We start from the raw sequence: 15,144 nt of genomic DNA on the forward strand, positions 1-15,144 counted from the left end.
GCTCGTGGGGAAGTGCGATCGTGCGGGTTAGCCGATCTTGACGTTGAAGATCGGGTTGGCGGCGAGCTTCTTGAACGCGGCCAGGTTGTTCTTGGTCGAGTTGATGCTGATGTCGCGGTTGCCTTCGTCGTCGTTCTTGGTGTCGAAGTAGACGATGGCCTTGATCCCGGGCCGCTTGGCCAGCTCCGGCAGCACCGAGTTGTAGCCGGCGGTCTTGTCGGTGGGCTTACCGATGCGGTGGTAGACACCCCACTCGGCGATCATGATGGGCTTGGACGCGTGCTTGGTGGTGGCCCAGTCGTACCAGCCCAGGCCCTTGTTACCGGTGGCCTTACGGTCGAGCAGGTCGGCGAACTTGCCGTAGTGGTAGTAGCCCTTCTCCGCGCTGACGTAGGAGTCGAGGCCGATCCAGTCGACGACGTCGTCGCCGGGGTACAGGTCGGCCCACCAGGACTGGGCCATCCACTTCTCGTTACCCATGTACGCCATCACGTTGATCGCGTTGTCGACGCCCTTGCTCTCGAGGCGCTTGATGGTGTGGCGGTACATGGCGGCGAAGTCCTTGGCTTCCCAGCCGGAGCCCTTCTTGGCGATGACGTCGTTCTCCGGCTCGTGGTTGAGCACGAGGAAGAACTTCTTGTCGCCGTAGGTCTTCTTGATCCGGGCGGCGAACGCGTCGATGCGCTTGTCCTGCTCGCCCTTGGCGACCTTGGCCCAGTTCGAGCCGTAGGCGATCTTCCAGTTGGTCAGCAGGACGCGGGGGTTGGCCGGGTCGGAGGTCATCGCGATCTCGGCCTTGGTCGGGAACGCTTCGTCACCCTTGTGGTAGGTGTGGAAGATCGAAGCGGTGCGGCCCGACAGCTTCTCCCAGTTCTTCAGCTCGACGTCGCGCGGCTTGGTGGTGAAACCACCCGCGGCGGCACCCCACAACACGCCACAGGAGGGCACCAAGTTCTTGTCGGTGACACACGGCTTGGCCGGCGCCGCGGTCGCGGCGGTGGTGCCGGCCATCGCGGTACCGGCGCCGACGGCCATGGCGGCCAGGACGGTCAACGACTTCGCAAACTTGATACGCACTTTTTGGTTTCCCCCCGCATGTTCCGGCGCCAGGTTCGGCCGGGCATGACTAGAGATTCCGGTGCGGCAGGTGCGCGACCCGGTCCCGAACAGGTGCCGCCCGGTTGCGACCGACCCGAACGGCGAAACTTGAGGATTTCGGCGCTGGAAAACCTCGCCAGACGGGTAATACCGGACACAAAACAGCGGTGGGCGACGGGCCCCAGGCCCGTCGCCCACCGCGCGTCTCGCTCCGGTCAGCCGGCGGCGGCCCGCTGCACGGCCGTCGCCGGGTTTCCGTCCACCGCGGCCGCGAGCTGCGGCACCAACTGGTCGAGCAGCGGCGGCAGGCTCAGCACCGTGACGAACGACGTGGCCGCGCCGACCAGCTCCTCGTTCTCCAGGTAGACGTCGCGGCCCTCGGTCTTGACCTTGAGCTTGGCGTAGAGCGGGTCGGCCTGCACCTTCGCCTTGTCCGGCGCGTACTTGTCGACCAGCCAGACCAGCGCCCCGACGTCGAGCAGGTCCGTGCGCTCCTTGCTCAGGTTCGCCCCGAACTCCTTGCCGGTCACCTCGGCGAGACCGTCGGGCAGCTTGAAGCCCAGGTCGGTGAGGAGCCGGCCGCGCGAGTCCTGCGGGCCGTACACGTAGTAGCCCTCCCACGTGGTGGCCATCAGGCCGGTCGCGCCCGCGAACTCCGGGTGCTCCTTGCGCACGGCCGCGAAGCGGGCCTCGACGTCGGCGACGACCTTGTCGGCCTGCGCCTTGCGGCCCACCGCCGAGCCGACCGTACGGGTGAGGTCCTGCCAGCTGACGCCGTAGTCGACGGTGTCCTTCGGCTGCGCCACGGTCGGCGCGATCTTCGACAGCGTCGCGTAGTCCTCCGCGGTCAGTCCGGAGTAGACGGCCAGGATCAGGTCCGGGCGCAGGGCCGCGACCTTCTCGAACTGGATGCCGTCGGTGTTCGTCAGCACCTGCGGCGCCGTCGCGCCGCCGAGCGCGGCCTGCGCCCAGGGCCACACCGCGCCGGGCTTGCCGCCGAACCATTCGGTGGTCGCGGTCGGCACGACACCGAGCGCGAGCAGGGCGTCCTGCTCGACCAGGCCGACGGTGACGATCCGCTTCGGCTCCGCGCTCACCGTGGTTGTCCCGTACTTGTGCGGCAGAGCCACCGGGAAGCCGGTCGCCGCGGCCGCCGCGCTGCCGCCGCCGCTCCCCTGAGGCTCCGAGTTCGGTCCGCAGGCGCCGAGAAGAAGCATGAGTCCGGCCGCCGCCACCGTGGCGGTCCGCCGGATCGTGAATAGCCGCACGGCTGATGATCCCTTCGTAACGAGGCCCCGGGTCGGCGACCTCGGACGAGAGTGTAGGTTAGCCTCACCTAACTTCATGAGCGGGATGGACGGGAACGCGTTGACACAGGGCACCACCGGCGTACGCCCGGAACAGCGGACGGGCCCGCCGGGCGGGCCGCGACGGCCGTCCTCCCGATCCGCGCGCCGCTGGACCGGCCTGGCCGTCGGCATCGCCGTCCTGGTCGCCGCGGTGGCGCTGAGCATCGCGATCGGCAGCCGCAACGTCGACCTCGGCACCGTCTGGCGGGTGCTCTGGCACCCCGACGGCTCGCCCGAGTCGGTGATCGTCCACCAGCTGCGCCTGCCGCGCACCCTGCTCGGCATCGGCGTCGGCGCCGCACTCGGCCTGGCCGGCGCCGTCATGCAGGCGCTCACCCGCAACCCCCTTGCCGAGCCCGGCCTGCTCGGGGTCAGCCTCGGCGCCTCGACCGGCGTCGTACTGGCCATCGCGTTCCTCGGCGTGGTCAACGCCACCGGCTACGTCTGGTTCGCGTTCGCCGGCGCGGCGCTCACCGCGGCCGCGGTCTTCGCGCTCGGCGGCTCCGCCGGCGGGCACACCCCCGAGCGCCAGATCCTGGCCGGCGTCTCGCTCAGTTCGGTGCTCGGCGCGATCGTGTGGGCCGTCCTGGTCACCCGCCGCGAGGCGTTCGACCGCTACCGGCACTGGGACGTCGGCTCGCTCTCCGACCGCGAGACCGCCACCATCCTCCAGGTGATGCCGTTCCTGCTGGCCGGCATCGTGCTGGCGCTCGCCCTCGGCCGGCAGCTCAACGCCCTCGGCATGGGCGACGAGTCGGCGACGTCACTGGGCGCGCACCCGGGCCGGATCCGGGCGCTCGGCATCGTCACGGTCACCCTGCTGTGCGGCGCCGCGACCGCGGCCTGCGGGCCGATCTTCTTCCTCGGCCTCGCCGTCCCGTACGCCGCGCGCATGATCGCCGGCTCCGACCACCGCTGGATCCTCGCCTACTCGCTGGTCATCGGGCCAGCCCTGCTGCTCGCCTCGGACGTGCTCGGCCGGGTCGCGGTGGCGCCGGCCGAGCTGCCGGTCGGGGTGGTCACCGCCTTCCTCGGCGCGCCGCTGTTCATCGCGATGTGCCGCCGGCGCCGGCTGAGTGCCCTGTGAGCGCCCACGGCCCGAAGATCGTGCTCCGCGGCGGCGGCCTCTCCGTCCGCCTGCACGTACGCGCCCTGGTCGCCGGTGCCGCGCTGGCGCTCGCCGCGCTCGCCGTCGCGCTCGTCAACCTGACCAGCGGCGACTTCGACATACCCGTCGCGGACGTGCTCCGCAGCCTCGCCGGCCGGGGCGACGCGGGCACCGACTTCATCGTCTACGAGCTGCGGCTGCCCCGGGTGCTGATCACGCTGCTCGTCGGCGCGGCGCTGGGCGGCAGCGGCTCCGTCTTCCAGGGCCTCACCCGCAACCCCCTCGGCAGCCCCGACTTCGTCGGCCTCACCGTCGGCGCGGCCACCGGCGCGCTCGTGGTCATGCTGATCCTCGACGGCGGCGGCATCCAGGTCGCCGCGGGCGCGATCATCGGCTGCCTGCTCTGCGCGGTGGCGATCTACCTGCTGGCGTTCCGCCGGGGCATGCAGCCGTTCCGGCTCGTGCTCATGGGCATCGGCGTGTCCGCGCTGCTGGAGGCCGCGAACTCCTACCTGATCTACCGCGGCCGGCTGGACGAGGCGCTCGCCGCGCAGGTCTGGCTGCTCGGCAGCGTCAACGGCCGCGGCTGGACCGAGGTCGTGCTGGTCGCCGTCGCCGTCATCGTCCTGCTGCCCGTGGTGCTGCACCACGGGCGCCACCTGAGCATGCTCGCGCTCGGCGACGAGATCGCCGTCCTGCACGGCGTACCCGTGGGGCGCAGCCGGGCCGTGCTCGCGTTCGCCGCCGTCGGCCTGTCGGCCGGCGCGACCGCGGCGGCCGGCCCGATCGCCTTCGTCGCGCTCGCCGCGCCGCCGCTCGCCGCGCGGCTGGCCCGCTCCCCGCACGCCGGAATCCTGCCGAGCGCCGCGATGGGCGCTGCCCTGCTCACCGCGGGCGACTGGGCCGCGCAGCACGCGCTGCCCGGCCACGACATCCCGGTCGGCGTGATCACCGCCGCCCTCGGCGGCGCCTACCTGACCTGGCTGCTGTTCCGCGAACGACGCACCCGAGGATGAGGAACCACCACCCATGACCGACGACGCCCGCCTGAGGGCCACCGACCTCACCCTCGCCTACGACCGCAGGGTGGTCGCCGAGAACCTCGACGTGCGGATCTCCGACGGCTCCTTCACCGTCATCGTCGGCCCCAACGCCTGCGGCAAGTCGACCCTGCTGCGCGCCCTGGCCCGGGTCCTGAAGCCGCAGGCCGGGGCCGTGCACCTCGACGGCAACGCGATCGCCTCGTACCCGGCCAAGCACATCGCCAAGCAGCTCGGCATGCTCCCGCAGTCACCCGTCGTGCCCGGCGGCATCGTCGTGGAGGAGCTGGTCGCCCGGGGACGGTTCGCACACCAGCGGCTGATGCGCCAGTGGTCGCGGCAGGACGAGGAGGCGGTGGCCGAGGCGATGCGGATGACCGAGGTCGCCGACCTGGCCGACCGCTTCGTCGACGAGCTCTCCGGCGGCCAGCGCCAGCGGGTGTGGCTGGCCATGGCCCTGGCGCAGCAGACGCCGATCCTGCTGCTCGACGAGCCGACCACGTTCCTCGACCTGTCACACCAGTTCGAGGTCCTCGACCTCTGCGCCGAGCTGCACGAGCGGGGCCGCACCGTCATCGCGGTGCTGCACGACCTCAACCACGCCTGCCGCTACGCCACCGAACTCGTCGTCATGCGCGCCGGCCGGGTGATCGCGCAGGGCGCGCCCGCGGACGTGATGACGGCCGAGCTCGTCGAGGACGTGTTCGCCATGCCGTGCCGCGTGATCGCCGACCCCGAGACCGGCACCCCGATGGTCGTACCCGCAGACCGGCACCGCCGCCGCGCCACCCGCGCGGGCGCCGTCGCCTGAACCCCCTTTTCCCACCGCTTTTCTCACCGCGATCGGTACGCCGCCCGGCTGGCCTCGATGTGCGGGATGTTCTCGATGGCCCAGCCGGCGAGGGCCAGCGCGGGCGGGATCAGGCTCTTGCCGGTGGGTGTCAGCGCGTACTCGACGCGGGGCGGTACCTCCGCGTAGACGGTCCGGGCCACCAGGCCGTCGCGTTCGAGGTTCCGCAGGGTCAGGGTCAGCATCCGCTGCGAGATCCCCGGTATCTGCCGTTGCAGGTCGGTGAAGCGCAGCGTCCCCTGGTCGAGGGTCGTCACGATCAGCAGCGCCCACTTGTTGCAGATCCGGTCGAGGATCGCCCGGATCGTCCGGCCGCCGTCTCCCCGGATGAGGCAGGTGTGCTCGTACTGCGACATGACAACCCCCTGTGCCTCAGGCACACGCGTGTGCCTTTTGTAAGCCGTCCCACGGTCGCGCATCATGTGGTTGCTCACGGCCCATTGTTTCTACGGCATCGAGGGACCCTCATGGAGATCGCCTACTGGATCACCGCGGCGCTGCTGGCGGCGTTCTACCTGTACGCCGGCGGCATGAAGGTCGCCCGGAGCCAGGAACAGCTCCAGCCGATGATGGGCTGGGTCGACACCGTGCCCATGCCGCTGGTACGCACCATCGGAACGCTGGAGCTCCTCGGCGCGGCCGGCCTGATCCTGCCGCCGCTGACCGGGATCGCGCCCTGGCTCGCCGTCGCCGCCGCGATCGGCCTCGCGCTGATCCAGGTCGGCGGCATCGCGGTCCACCTGTCCCGCGGCGAGGCCCGGCTGATCGGGCTCAACATCGCCCTGCTCGTGGCCGCGGTCGCGACCGCCTGGCTCGGCATCGCGATAATCTGACCCGTGCGAATGGATCTGGTAGCCCTCATCGTCGACGAATACGACCCCGCGATCGCGTTCTTCACGGACGTCCTGGGCTTCGACCTCGTGGAGGACTCGCCGTCGCTGACCAACGACGGCCGCCCCAAGCGGTGGGTCGTCGTGCGCCCGCCGGGCGCGCAGACCGGGCTCCTGCTGGCCCGCGCGGACGGCGACCGGCAACGCACCGCCGTTGGCGACCAGGCCGCCGGCCGGGTCGGCTTCTTCCTCCACGTGGACGACTTCGACGCGGCACACCGCCGGATGACCGATGCCGGCGTCACGTTCCTCCGCGAACCACGCACCGAGCCCTACGGCCGAGTCGCCGTCTTCCTCGACATCGCCGGCAACCGCTGGGACCTACTCGGCAACGGCTGACCCCGCCGCCGCCCGGCGAATCTGGCCCGGTCCTCCGGGCGTGATCCGCGATGCCGCCGACGGTAGCGGCTCGAACACTGTGGACGGTGTTCGAACGGCCGTGACGCCGGCGAGGCGCCGGTCCGGCCGCCGTTCGCGGCGAGGACGTCCCCAGGAAGGACCGGCATACCGTCCTTCCCGGCACGGCGGGCGGCGCACGTGCGGGGTGCCCCGCACCGCCGCGCACCCACCACACCTCGGGTCCGGGTGTACGAGCCCGGAAACTGCCGCCCGGGCGAGATTGAAAATGGCTCACCCATGGATGCAGCCTGTAGCACCACCACCACCCACCCAGCTATCCACATCGGACGCCAAAAGGTCCGACGTAAGGGAACGATGCAAATCGTTTACTCGATCAATATCTATCGTTTTATAGGAGAAGGTGAAGCGATATCCGCAATACTTGGCAACGGCCCGCCCGAGACCGGTCCTGGTCACGGCAAGCAGAAGGGCTGAAGCTAATCTCCAGGAGGAAATACCGCATGAACCTGTCTCGTTCTCGCACCTCGATGATGCGTACCACGAGTGCCGCCGTACTGGCTGCAACCACCTTCGCCGCGGTGCTGCCAGGCATCGCCAACGCCGCCCCCTCCGCCGCATTCAATTGGGACGAGAGGAGCGTTTCGGTCAAGGTCAATAACCAGACCGACCTGCGGCTCAGCCGGGATGAGCACTCGGTCGACCGCGGCTTCTGGACGAAGGAACCGCCGAAGTCCATCGGGAAGGGAATGAAGGCCGCGTTCGGCACCGTGTCGGCCGAGTACAGCGACGGCACCGAGGGCACCGTCACCTATGCGACGGAATGGGGCCCGGTGAACTTCTACTGGAGGAACCCGGACTCCGGCGACACCAAATACACTTGCGATACCCCCGAGGGGGTCGAGTGTGAATTCGATGACAGCGACAGCCGCCCAAATTCCAGGGTGAGTTTCAAGCTCATCGAGGTGTACTGAACGACCACACCAGCCTGATGGTCGGTCCGGCGTCCCGCCCGCCGTCCGGGGGCGGGACGCTCCCATGTGCTGGCGCCTAGAGCAGGCGGCGGATCTCGCCGTAGGCTCGGTAGAAGCCGCCGCGGGTCGCGGGCCGGACACCGGTCACCACGTAGCGGCTGCCGCGCTCGCGGATGCCCTTCGGGAACTGGACCTGCCAGTCCTGGTGGTAGCCGGACGACACGACCCGCACGCGCAGCCGGCCGCCGTCCTCGATGCACTCGACCAGCACGCCGTCCGCGACGTCGTGGACGATCTCGACCGTGCTGGACGGTGTCACCGCCGGCATGCGCGGCGGCGCCTTCACGTCGCGCGCCTGGGGGACGGTGCCGCCCACCGCGGAACGGATCGCGCTCTCGCTGGCGTCGATGCAGGCCAGTGAGCCGTCCGTGGTGACGATGTAGAGGCGCTCGTCGCGGTACTGCATCGAGTAGGCCGAGCCGCAGCCGGTGCCGAGCTTCCACAGCCGGGTGCCGTCGGCGTCGAAGCAGTAGATGGACGACGCGCTGTCGCCCGCGAAGACGTAGCGGCCGTTCTGCGCGGTGGCGCAGGAGTAGACCGGCGCGTCGCAGCGGTAGGTCTGGCGCTGCGTGCCGTCCTTGCCCAGCTCGACGATCTGCCGGGTGGCCGTGCCGGCGTAGAGCGTGTCCCGTTCCTGCCAGCCGAACAGGACCGCGCCGGTGCCGGTGTGCCACAGCTCGCGGCCGGTGCGCCAGTCGTAGCTCGTCACGCCGCGGGAGTGGCCGTGGTGCACGGCGTCGGCGTCGCAGCGGACCATCCAGGCCGAGTTGCCGCGCCCGGGCCGCTGCCACAGGAACTCGTCCTCGTGGTCGATCGCGGAGATCCCGCCGTCGGCGTCGGAGACGCCGAGGACGCCGTCGTGGATGTCGAGCCAGTAGATGTCGATCTCGGGCGCGATCCGGTAGGCCATGCGGGGCACCTTGCCGGACAGGTCGTAGACATTGCCGTCGTCGCAGCCGGCGTAGATCCAGCCGTCGTCGGCGACGATGCACTTGACGCCCTCGGGCAGCCTGAACTGCCGCACCACCTCGGCGTCGTGGCTGAGCGTCGTGATCAGGCCGCTCTCGTTGCCGACCATGCACACGTCGTCGTCGACGAAGATGCCGAACGCCGGGCTGCCCGACGCGTAGCGCCACAGGACCGGGGCCCGGGTGGCCGTCGAGCGGGTGCTGACGATCTGCCGCCGGGAGACCGCACGTCGCGCCCGCCCTCCCTGCACGGCCGGCGCGTACCCTTTTCGGATCTTCTCGCCGATTTTCTTCGACGCCTCGGCCTTCGCCTTGTCGGCGCTGGTGAAGGACGACTGCTTGACCTGGCCGCGCTCGCCGATCCGCCCGAAGCGGACGGTCAGTTCCGTGCCGTCGACGGCCACCTCATAGAACTTGTGCGCGCTCCCCGCGTCTTCGGAGAGCTCGAGGTACGTCGTTTCCGCTGGCATCGGAGCCACCCTTCGGCATGATCTACGGCGCGCCCTCGGCGCGTGAATGCGGGGACCGTAGCGGCCGGGTCCGACATTTTCCACAACGGTCCACTGTCGACACGCGGTCAGGGCGTGGGTGTCCGCAGGCGGTCCAGCAGGCCGGCGACCCTGGGGTCCGACAGGGCCGCCGGCTGGTGCACCGCGTGGTAGGTGACCGGCGGCAGGTCGGTGACCGGCCGGGCGACCAGCCCGGGCGGCGCCGGCACGCAACCGTTGACGACCGCCACGCCGACGCCGAGTGCGACGAAGTGCGTGATCAGGGGCCAGCCCTCGGCCTCGACGGCGACCGTCCAGTCCACCCGGGCGGCGGCGAGCGAGCGCTCCAGCAGCGTCCGGTGCGGTCGTGGCCGGGGCGGCAGGACCAGGCTCGCGCCGGCCAGGTCGCGCAGCGCCACCGACCGGCGCCGGGCCAGCCGGTGGCCGTCCGGCACGAGCAGCGTCTGCGGGAACGACGCCAGCTCGACGGCGCTCAGGTCGTCGGGCGGTGCGGCGAGCACGCCGACACCGAGGTGCGCCTGTCCGGTACGGACGCAGGCGAGCATCTGCCGGTGGTCGCAGTTGATCAGACGGAGCCGGGTGGGCTCCTCGGCCAGCACGGCCCGGATCGCGTCGCCGAGCAGGTAGAGGTAGGCGCCCTGGCCCGTGGCGAGCACCACCGGCCGGCTGGGCGCGACCCCGGCGAACTCGGCAAGGAAGTGCGCGAGCCGCTCGTCGTGCGCGCGGGCGAACCGGGCGACCGCCGCGCCGTCCGCGGTGAGCACCAGCCGCCGGCCGCTGCGGTGATAGAGGGGCCGGCCGAGGGCCTGCGCCAACTTGCGGATCTTCACGTGCAGGGCGGGCTGGGAGATGTGCAGCTCGGCGGCGGCGTGGGTGAAGTTGAGGTGATCGGCGAAGACGGCGAACGACGCCAGCGCGTCGGCGGACACCGCCCGCTCATCCATAACCGGAGACTATAGCCGCGCCGACATTGATAGTTCTGCTGTAGCTCCCCGGGTCACCAGACTGATCGGCATGAACACGCAGACAGTCCGGCTCGGTGTCGACATCGGCCGGGTCATCATCGGCGGGGGCGTCGTACCCGGCAGCAGCGACACGCAGTTCTTCGGTGGCGACACCGCCCGGATGCTGGCGACGCCGGCCGTACCCGGTGCGTTCGACGCGCTGTCCCGTCTCGTGCCCCGCTTCGAGCGGGTGTGGCTGGTCTCCAAGTGCGGCGAGCGGGTGCAGCGCCGCTCCCGGCAGTGGCTCGACCACCACCACTTCTGGGCCCGTACCGGTATCTCCCGGGACGACGTCCGGTTCTGCCGCGCGCGGCCCGACAAGGCCGTGCACTGCGCCGAACTGGGGATCACTCACTTCGTCGACGACCGGCTCGACGTGCACCGGGCGCTGCGCGGCGTCGTCGCGCACCGGTACCTCTTCGGGCCGCAGACCGCGCCGCCGCCCGGCTGGGTGCGGCCCGTCGCGACCTGGGCGGCGGCGGAGGCCGCGATCGTGCACAGCCTCCCGGCGGCGGTCACCGCGGTGCGCGCCCCAGGATCGCCTTGAGGCCGGCGGTGTACACGTCGGCCGGTACCGCCTCGGGATCCAGCCATCGCTGGAGGCCCACTCCGATGTCGAGGGCGAGCAGCAGCGCGGCGAGCTGATCCGCCGGGATCGGCAGGTCGTCGGCCAGCTCGGCCGCCTCCCTCGCGTGCGCGTCCCGCACGCTCTGCAACCAGCGGGTGAGCGGGGCCCGCGCGGACTCGTCGCGCATGCCGTGCAGCCAGAGCTCGACGAACGCCATCGCGAAGCGGCGGATCTCGGGGCGGTCGACGGCCGACTCGTAGCTGTCGCCGAGGCGGCCGGCCCAGGCCGCCAGGGACGGGCTCGGCGGATCGGGCTCGTCGGCGCCGAGCTTGCGTTCCAGGATCGCCGCGATCAGGTCCCGCTTGCTGGCGAAGTTCGCGTAGACCGCGCCCTTGGTCAGGCCCGCGGCCGCCGCGATCCCGTCCAGCGACGTCTGGTGGATCCCCTTGTCGCCGAAGAGGGTCTCCGCGGCGTCCAGCAGGCGCGTGCGGGTGACCGCCTGCTGCTGCGCCCGGGTGAGTCGCTCCGTCATGGCGCCGAATCTACCCGGTTGACATTCGGTCCGGTATCCAGATACTGAATGGTATTCGAATACCGATCGGTATGTGAGGCGATCATGCTGCGCATCGACAACCTGACCAAGGTCTACCGCCGCGGCGTCCGGGCCAACGCCGACATCAGCCTGGAGGCGGCCGCCGGGGAGGTGATCGGCCTGCTGGGGCACAACGGCGCCGGCAAGAGCACGCTGCTCGGCCAGGTCGTCGGCCTGGTGCGACCGACCGCCGGCCGGATCACCCTGCTCGGCCGCGACCCGGTCGCGGAGCCCGCCTGGGCGCGCTCGGTCTGCTCGTTCCAGCCGCAGGCGCAGGCACCGCTGATGGGCGTCACCACCCGGCAGGCGATCGAGATCGCCGGCCGGATCCGGGGCGGCGGCCACCGGGCGGTGCGACGGCGCACGGCCGAGTTGCTGGCCGCGCTGGACATCGAGGAGTGGGCCGACCGGCCCGGCGAGCGGCTCTCCGGCGGCGTGCGGCGCCTCACCGCGTTCTGCATGGCGATCGTCGAGCCCGGCGGCCTGGTCATGCTCGACGAGCCGACCAACGACGTCGACCCGGTGCGCCGGCGGCTGCTCTGGGAGCAGGTGCGCGCGCTGGCCGCCGACGGCCGCGCGGTCGTCCTGGTCACCCACAACATCGCCGAGGCCGAGCGCGCGATCGACCGCGTCGTGGTCCTGCGCCACGGCCGGGTCACCGCCGCGGGCACGCCGGCGACGCTGGCCGCGGGCCACGAGATGAGCCTGGAGCTGACCCTGCCCGCCGATCCCCCGCTGCCGTCCTGGGCGTTGCGCGCCGACCGCGCGGGCGACCGCCTCACCGTCGGCGTCGCCGGGCCGGACGCGCACCTCGCCGTCGCCTGGGCGCGGTCGCTCACCGCCCGCTACTCCCTCAACCCCGTCAGCCTCGAGGACGTCTACCTCGCCCTCTCCGACGACCCGGAGGTCGACCGCGATGCGGCACTGGTTCCGTAGCTATCTGCTGTTGCTGCGCTGGTCGGCGATCCGGCTCCGCTTCCTGCTTCCGCTGGTCATGGTCATCCAGATCTTCCTGTCCGTCGGGATCGTCATCGGCTTCGCGTTCCTGCTCCCCCAGGTCGACCCGGCCACCGCCCGCTACCTGTCCACCGGGGCGCCGACCCTGGGCCTCATCACCATCGGCATGGTCATGGCGCCGCAGCTCGTCGCGACCGCGAAGACCGAGGGGACGTTCGCCTACAACCAGACCCTGCCGGTGCCGCGCACCGCGGTCCTCGGCGCGGACGTCACGGTCTGGCTGGTAGTCGGAGCTCCGGGGCTGATCCTGGGACTGCTGGTCGCGGCCCTGCGCTTCGACTTCACCCTGCACCCGAGCTGGGCGGCCGGTCCGGCAATGCTGCTGGTCGCGCTCACCGCGACCACCATCGGCTTCGCGATCGCGTACGCCACCACGCCGGCCGTCACCAACATGGTCACGCAGTTGATCGTCTTCATCGCGCTGATGTTCTCGCCGATCAACTTCCCGGCCGACCGGCTACCGGGCTGGCTACAGGCGATCCACCAGGTGCTGCCGTTCCAGTACATGGCCGAGGCGGTCCGCGACGCGCTCACCTCACCGCCGGACGGCGTCGCGGCGCGCCCGTTCCTGGTGCTGACGGCGTGGTGCGCGGCCGGCCTGGCCGTCACACTGCGGGTGATGACCAGGCGCGCCTGAGCCGTCACGCGGCGGGCAGGTCCGCTCGGCGGGCGCGCCATTGGCTGGGGCTGTCGCCGAAGCGGTTGCGGAACCAGCGGGAGAAGGCGCTGGGTGCGGCGAAGCCCAGCAGGTCGGAGATCTCGGTCAGCCGGTAGCGCTCGTTGGACAGGTACCGCTCGGCCAGGCCGGCCCGGACCACGTCGACGATCGAGGTGAACGTCTCCCCCTCGGCGGCGAGGTGCCGGTGCAGGGTCCGCCGGTCCATGCCGACGGTGCGGGCGACCTGGTCGACGGCGCAGCGGCCGGTCGGCAGCAGCACCTCCACGAGGTCACGGACCCGGTCCGAGGTGGTGCGGCCCCGCGGCGCGGCCAGCGACGTGAGCAGCTCGTCGAGTCGCCGCCCGGGCCCGGTGTCGGCGAGCAGGTTCGGCGCGTCGAGGTCCTTGGCGTAAAGGACCAGGCCGGTGAAGTCGTGGCCGAAGTGCACGCGCCCGCCGAACAGCGCGGTGTGCGTCTCGACGTCCGCCGGTGCGGCGTGCGAGAAGCAGGCCGACAGGGGCTGCCAGCGCGGGCCGAGGACCGCGCGGACGATGCCGTGCAGCGCGCCGACCGCGAGCTCCTCGGCCTGGGTCGAGGGCGCCGGCTCGCCCAGCTCGAACCACAGCCGGATGGACGCGAGGCCCTCGGTCTCCACGAGCCGGATCCGGATCGCCTCGTTGTAGGTGTGTTCGTAGCGCATCAGCAGGCCGAGCGCGTCGCGCAGGGTGTTCTCGCCGCGCAGGGCGAGGCTGAGCGGGCCCAGCGTCGACAGCCCGCGGAACTCGGCGAGCTTGAGCCCGAAGTCGGCGTGGTCGCAGGCGCGGGCGGACAGCTCCAGCAGCCGCACGGCGCGGACCGCCGGCACCCACTTGTCGGGCGTGGCCAGGTCGGCCGGGTCGAGGTCGACGGCGCGCATCAGGGCGGCCGGGTCCGCCCCGAACGACTGGGTGAGCTGGAGGTAGCCGCTGAGGGTGGCGTACCGGATAGAAGGCTTCGAACCGCCCACCAGATGTCCCCTAGGGATAAGGAATATGTCTCACCGAGTAAAGCATGTGGCGGGCATCACGCCTACTGTTGCCTGCATCACGGCGCACAACACTGGGAGGCAACACGTGGCCAAGGCCATCCGCTTCGATCAGCCCGGCGGCCCCGAGGTCATGCGGTCGGAAACGGTCGAGGTGGGTGAACCGGGCCGGGGCGAGGTGCGGGTGCGGCACCACGCCGTCGGGCTGAACTTCGCGGACACGTACTTCCGCAGCGGCCTCTACCCGGCCGCGCTGCCCGCCGGGATGGGCGTCGAGGCGGCGGGTGTCGTCGAGGCGGTCGGGCCCGGGGTCATCGGCTTTCAGGAGGGCGACCGGGTCACGTATACCGGCAGCCCGCTCGGCGCTTACAGCACCGAACGGGTGATGTCGGCGGCGCCGCTGATCAAGCTGCCGGACGACATCGGCTTCGAGACCGCCGCGGCGATGACGATGCGCGGCCTGACCTGCGCGTACCTGCTGCGGCGGATCGCGCCGCTCGCGCCGGGCGACACCGTGCTGCTGCACGCCGCGGCCGGCGGCGTCGGCCTCATCTTCACGCAGTGGGCGAGCCTGCTGGGTATCGACGTGATCGGCACCGTCTCCAGCGACGAGAAGGCGGCGGTCGCCCGCGCTCACGGCTGCGCGCACACCATCGTCTACACCCGCGAGGACGTCGCCACCCGGGTACGCGAGCTGACCGGCGGCCACGGGGTGCCGGTGGTCTACGACAGCATCGGCGCGACGACGTTCCACCAGTCCCTGAACTCGCTGAGGCGCCGCGGGCTGCTCGTCTGCTTCGGCACGGCGTCCGGCGCCGTCCCGCCGATCGACGCGATGCAGCTCGCGATCAAGGGCTCGCTGTTCGTCACCCGGCCGGCGCTGGCCGACTACATCGCCGACGACACCGAGCGCGCCGCCCTGGCGGGCGAGCTCTTCGGCCACGTCTCGGCCGGCCGGATCAAGATCCAGATCAATCAGCGGTACGCGCTCGACGACGCCGTCCAGGCGCACCGCGACCTCGAGGCCGGCCGCAGCATCGGCTCCTCCGTCTTCAGCCTCTGACACCCGTTGGGAGAC

General features: G+C 71.3%; 17 protein-coding genes. 10 read left to right on the forward strand and 7 right to left on the reverse strand.

Annotation, left to right across the window (positions count from 1 at the left end; translation table 11 throughout):
• Window positions 1-27: 27 nt before the first annotated feature.
• The gene (locus BJ971_RS22955; protein ID WP_311772780.1) at window positions 28-1,077 is read right to left on the reverse strand and encodes a glycoside hydrolase family 26 protein; all 1,050 of its coding nucleotides are present in this window, start codon (window positions 1,075-1,077) and stop codon (window positions 28-30) included.
• A gap of 236 nt (window positions 1,078-1,313) precedes the next feature.
• Entirely contained in the window at window positions 1,314-2,366 is a 1,053-nt protein-coding gene (locus BJ971_RS22960) for an iron-siderophore ABC transporter substrate-binding protein (RefSeq protein ID WP_203709601.1), read from the reverse strand.
• Window positions 2,367-2,442: 76 nt separating this feature from the next.
• Between BJ971_RS22960 and BJ971_RS22965 the strand changes: the two genes are divergently transcribed.
• From BJ971_RS22965 to BJ971_RS22975, 3 genes are read left to right on the forward strand one after another with little or no spacing between them, the layout of a single operon-like run.
• Window positions 2,443-3,534 (forward strand): FecCD family ABC transporter permease, encoded by a 1,092-nt coding sequence (locus tag BJ971_RS22965; protein ID WP_239087764.1) that lies wholly within the window; start codon window positions 2,443-2,445, stop codon window positions 3,532-3,534.
• On the forward strand, window positions 3,531-4,571 hold the full coding sequence (locus BJ971_RS22970; RefSeq protein ID WP_184995295.1) for a FecCD family ABC transporter permease: 1,041 nt from the start codon (window positions 3,531-3,533) through the stop codon (window positions 4,569-4,571). The genes BJ971_RS22965 and BJ971_RS22970 overlap by 4 nt, the downstream gene beginning before the upstream one ends.
• Window positions 4,572-4,584: 13 nt before the next feature.
• On the forward strand, window positions 4,585-5,406 hold the full coding sequence (locus BJ971_RS22975; protein WP_184995296.1) for an ABC transporter ATP-binding protein: 822 nt from the start codon (window positions 4,585-4,587) through the stop codon (window positions 5,404-5,406).
• A 23-nt stretch (window positions 5,407-5,429) separates the two neighbouring features.
• Here the strand turns inward: BJ971_RS22975 and BJ971_RS22980 are convergent, their stop codons facing one another.
• Complete coding sequence (locus BJ971_RS22980; RefSeq protein ID WP_184995297.1) at window positions 5,430-5,801, reverse strand: winged helix-turn-helix transcriptional regulator; 372 nt, start codon at window positions 5,799-5,801, stop codon at window positions 5,430-5,432.
• 111 nt (window positions 5,802-5,912) lie between these two features.
• Between BJ971_RS22980 and BJ971_RS22985 the strand changes: the two genes are divergently transcribed.
• The 3 genes from BJ971_RS22985 to BJ971_RS22995 all read left to right on the forward strand — a co-directional run bounded on the left by BJ971_RS22985 (window position 5,913) and on the right by BJ971_RS22995 (window position 7,666).
• A complete protein-coding gene (locus BJ971_RS22985; RefSeq protein WP_184995298.1) occupies window positions 5,913-6,278 on the forward strand; it encodes a DoxX family protein in 366 nt (121 codons plus the stop codon).
• Between the two features lie 9 nt (window positions 6,279-6,287).
• The gene (locus BJ971_RS22990) at window positions 6,288-6,674 is read left to right on the forward strand and encodes a VOC family protein (RefSeq protein ID WP_184995299.1); all 387 of its coding nucleotides are present in this window, start codon (window positions 6,288-6,290) and stop codon (window positions 6,672-6,674) included.
• Window positions 6,675-7,195: 521 nt separating this feature from the next.
• The gene (locus tag BJ971_RS22995) at window positions 7,196-7,666 is read left to right on the forward strand and encodes a hypothetical protein (RefSeq protein ID WP_184995300.1); all 471 of its coding nucleotides are present in this window, start codon (window positions 7,196-7,198) and stop codon (window positions 7,664-7,666) included.
• A 76-nt stretch (window positions 7,667-7,742) separates the two neighbouring features.
• Here the strand turns inward: BJ971_RS22995 and BJ971_RS23000 are convergent, their stop codons facing one another.
• Window positions 7,743-9,164, reverse strand: a complete 1,422-nt coding sequence (locus tag BJ971_RS23000) for a WGR domain-containing protein (RefSeq protein ID WP_184995301.1) — start codon at window positions 9,162-9,164, stop codon at window positions 7,743-7,745.
• A gap of 107 nt (window positions 9,165-9,271) precedes the next feature.
• Entirely contained in the window at window positions 9,272-10,147 is an 876-nt protein-coding gene (locus BJ971_RS23005) for a LysR family transcriptional regulator (protein WP_184995302.1), read from the reverse strand.
• A 70-nt stretch (window positions 10,148-10,217) separates the two neighbouring features.
• Here BJ971_RS23005 and BJ971_RS23010 point away from each other — a divergent pair, with 70 nt between their 5' ends.
• On the forward strand, window positions 10,218-10,754 hold the full coding sequence (locus tag BJ971_RS23010) for a hypothetical protein (RefSeq protein WP_184995303.1): 537 nt from the start codon (window positions 10,218-10,220) through the stop codon (window positions 10,752-10,754).
• On the opposite strand, the gene BJ971_RS23015 is transcribed toward BJ971_RS23010, so the two are convergent.
• Entirely contained in the window at window positions 10,723-11,307 is a 585-nt protein-coding gene (locus BJ971_RS23015) for a TetR/AcrR family transcriptional regulator (RefSeq protein WP_184995304.1), read from the reverse strand. The two genes, BJ971_RS23010 and BJ971_RS23015, sit on opposite strands and share 32 nt — an antisense overlap.
• Window positions 11,308-11,391: 84 nt before the next feature.
• On the opposite strand from BJ971_RS23015, the gene BJ971_RS23020 reads away from it, so the two are divergent.
• Together BJ971_RS23020 and BJ971_RS23025 are read left to right on the forward strand one after the other, a co-directional pair.
• Window positions 11,392-12,303, forward strand: coding sequence for an ABC transporter ATP-binding protein (locus BJ971_RS23020; protein WP_184995305.1), 912 nt, complete (start codon window positions 11,392-11,394; stop codon window positions 12,301-12,303).
• On the forward strand, window positions 12,284-13,021 hold the full coding sequence (locus tag BJ971_RS23025) for an ABC transporter permease (RefSeq protein ID WP_184995306.1): 738 nt from the start codon (window positions 12,284-12,286) through the stop codon (window positions 13,019-13,021). Before BJ971_RS23020 ends, BJ971_RS23025 begins: the two co-directional genes overlap by 20 nt.
• 4 nt (window positions 13,022-13,025) lie before the next feature.
• Here the strand turns inward: BJ971_RS23025 and BJ971_RS23030 are convergent, their stop codons facing one another.
• Window positions 13,026-14,048, reverse strand: coding sequence for an AraC family transcriptional regulator (locus tag BJ971_RS23030; protein WP_203709603.1), 1,023 nt, complete (start codon window positions 14,046-14,048; stop codon window positions 13,026-13,028).
• A gap of 106 nt (window positions 14,049-14,154) precedes the next feature.
• Between BJ971_RS23030 and BJ971_RS23035 the strand changes: the two genes are divergently transcribed.
• Window positions 14,155-15,129 (forward strand): quinone oxidoreductase family protein, encoded by a 975-nt coding sequence (locus BJ971_RS23035; RefSeq protein WP_184995307.1) that lies wholly within the window; start codon window positions 14,155-14,157, stop codon window positions 15,127-15,129.
• The last annotated feature ends 15 nt before the right edge of the window (window positions 15,130-15,144 follow it).

It is taken from the genome of Amorphoplanes digitatis, from assembly GCF_014205335.1.
In the GTDB taxonomy this organism is placed as follows: Bacteria; Actinomycetota; Actinomycetes; order Mycobacteriales; family Micromonosporaceae; genus Actinoplanes; species Actinoplanes digitatus.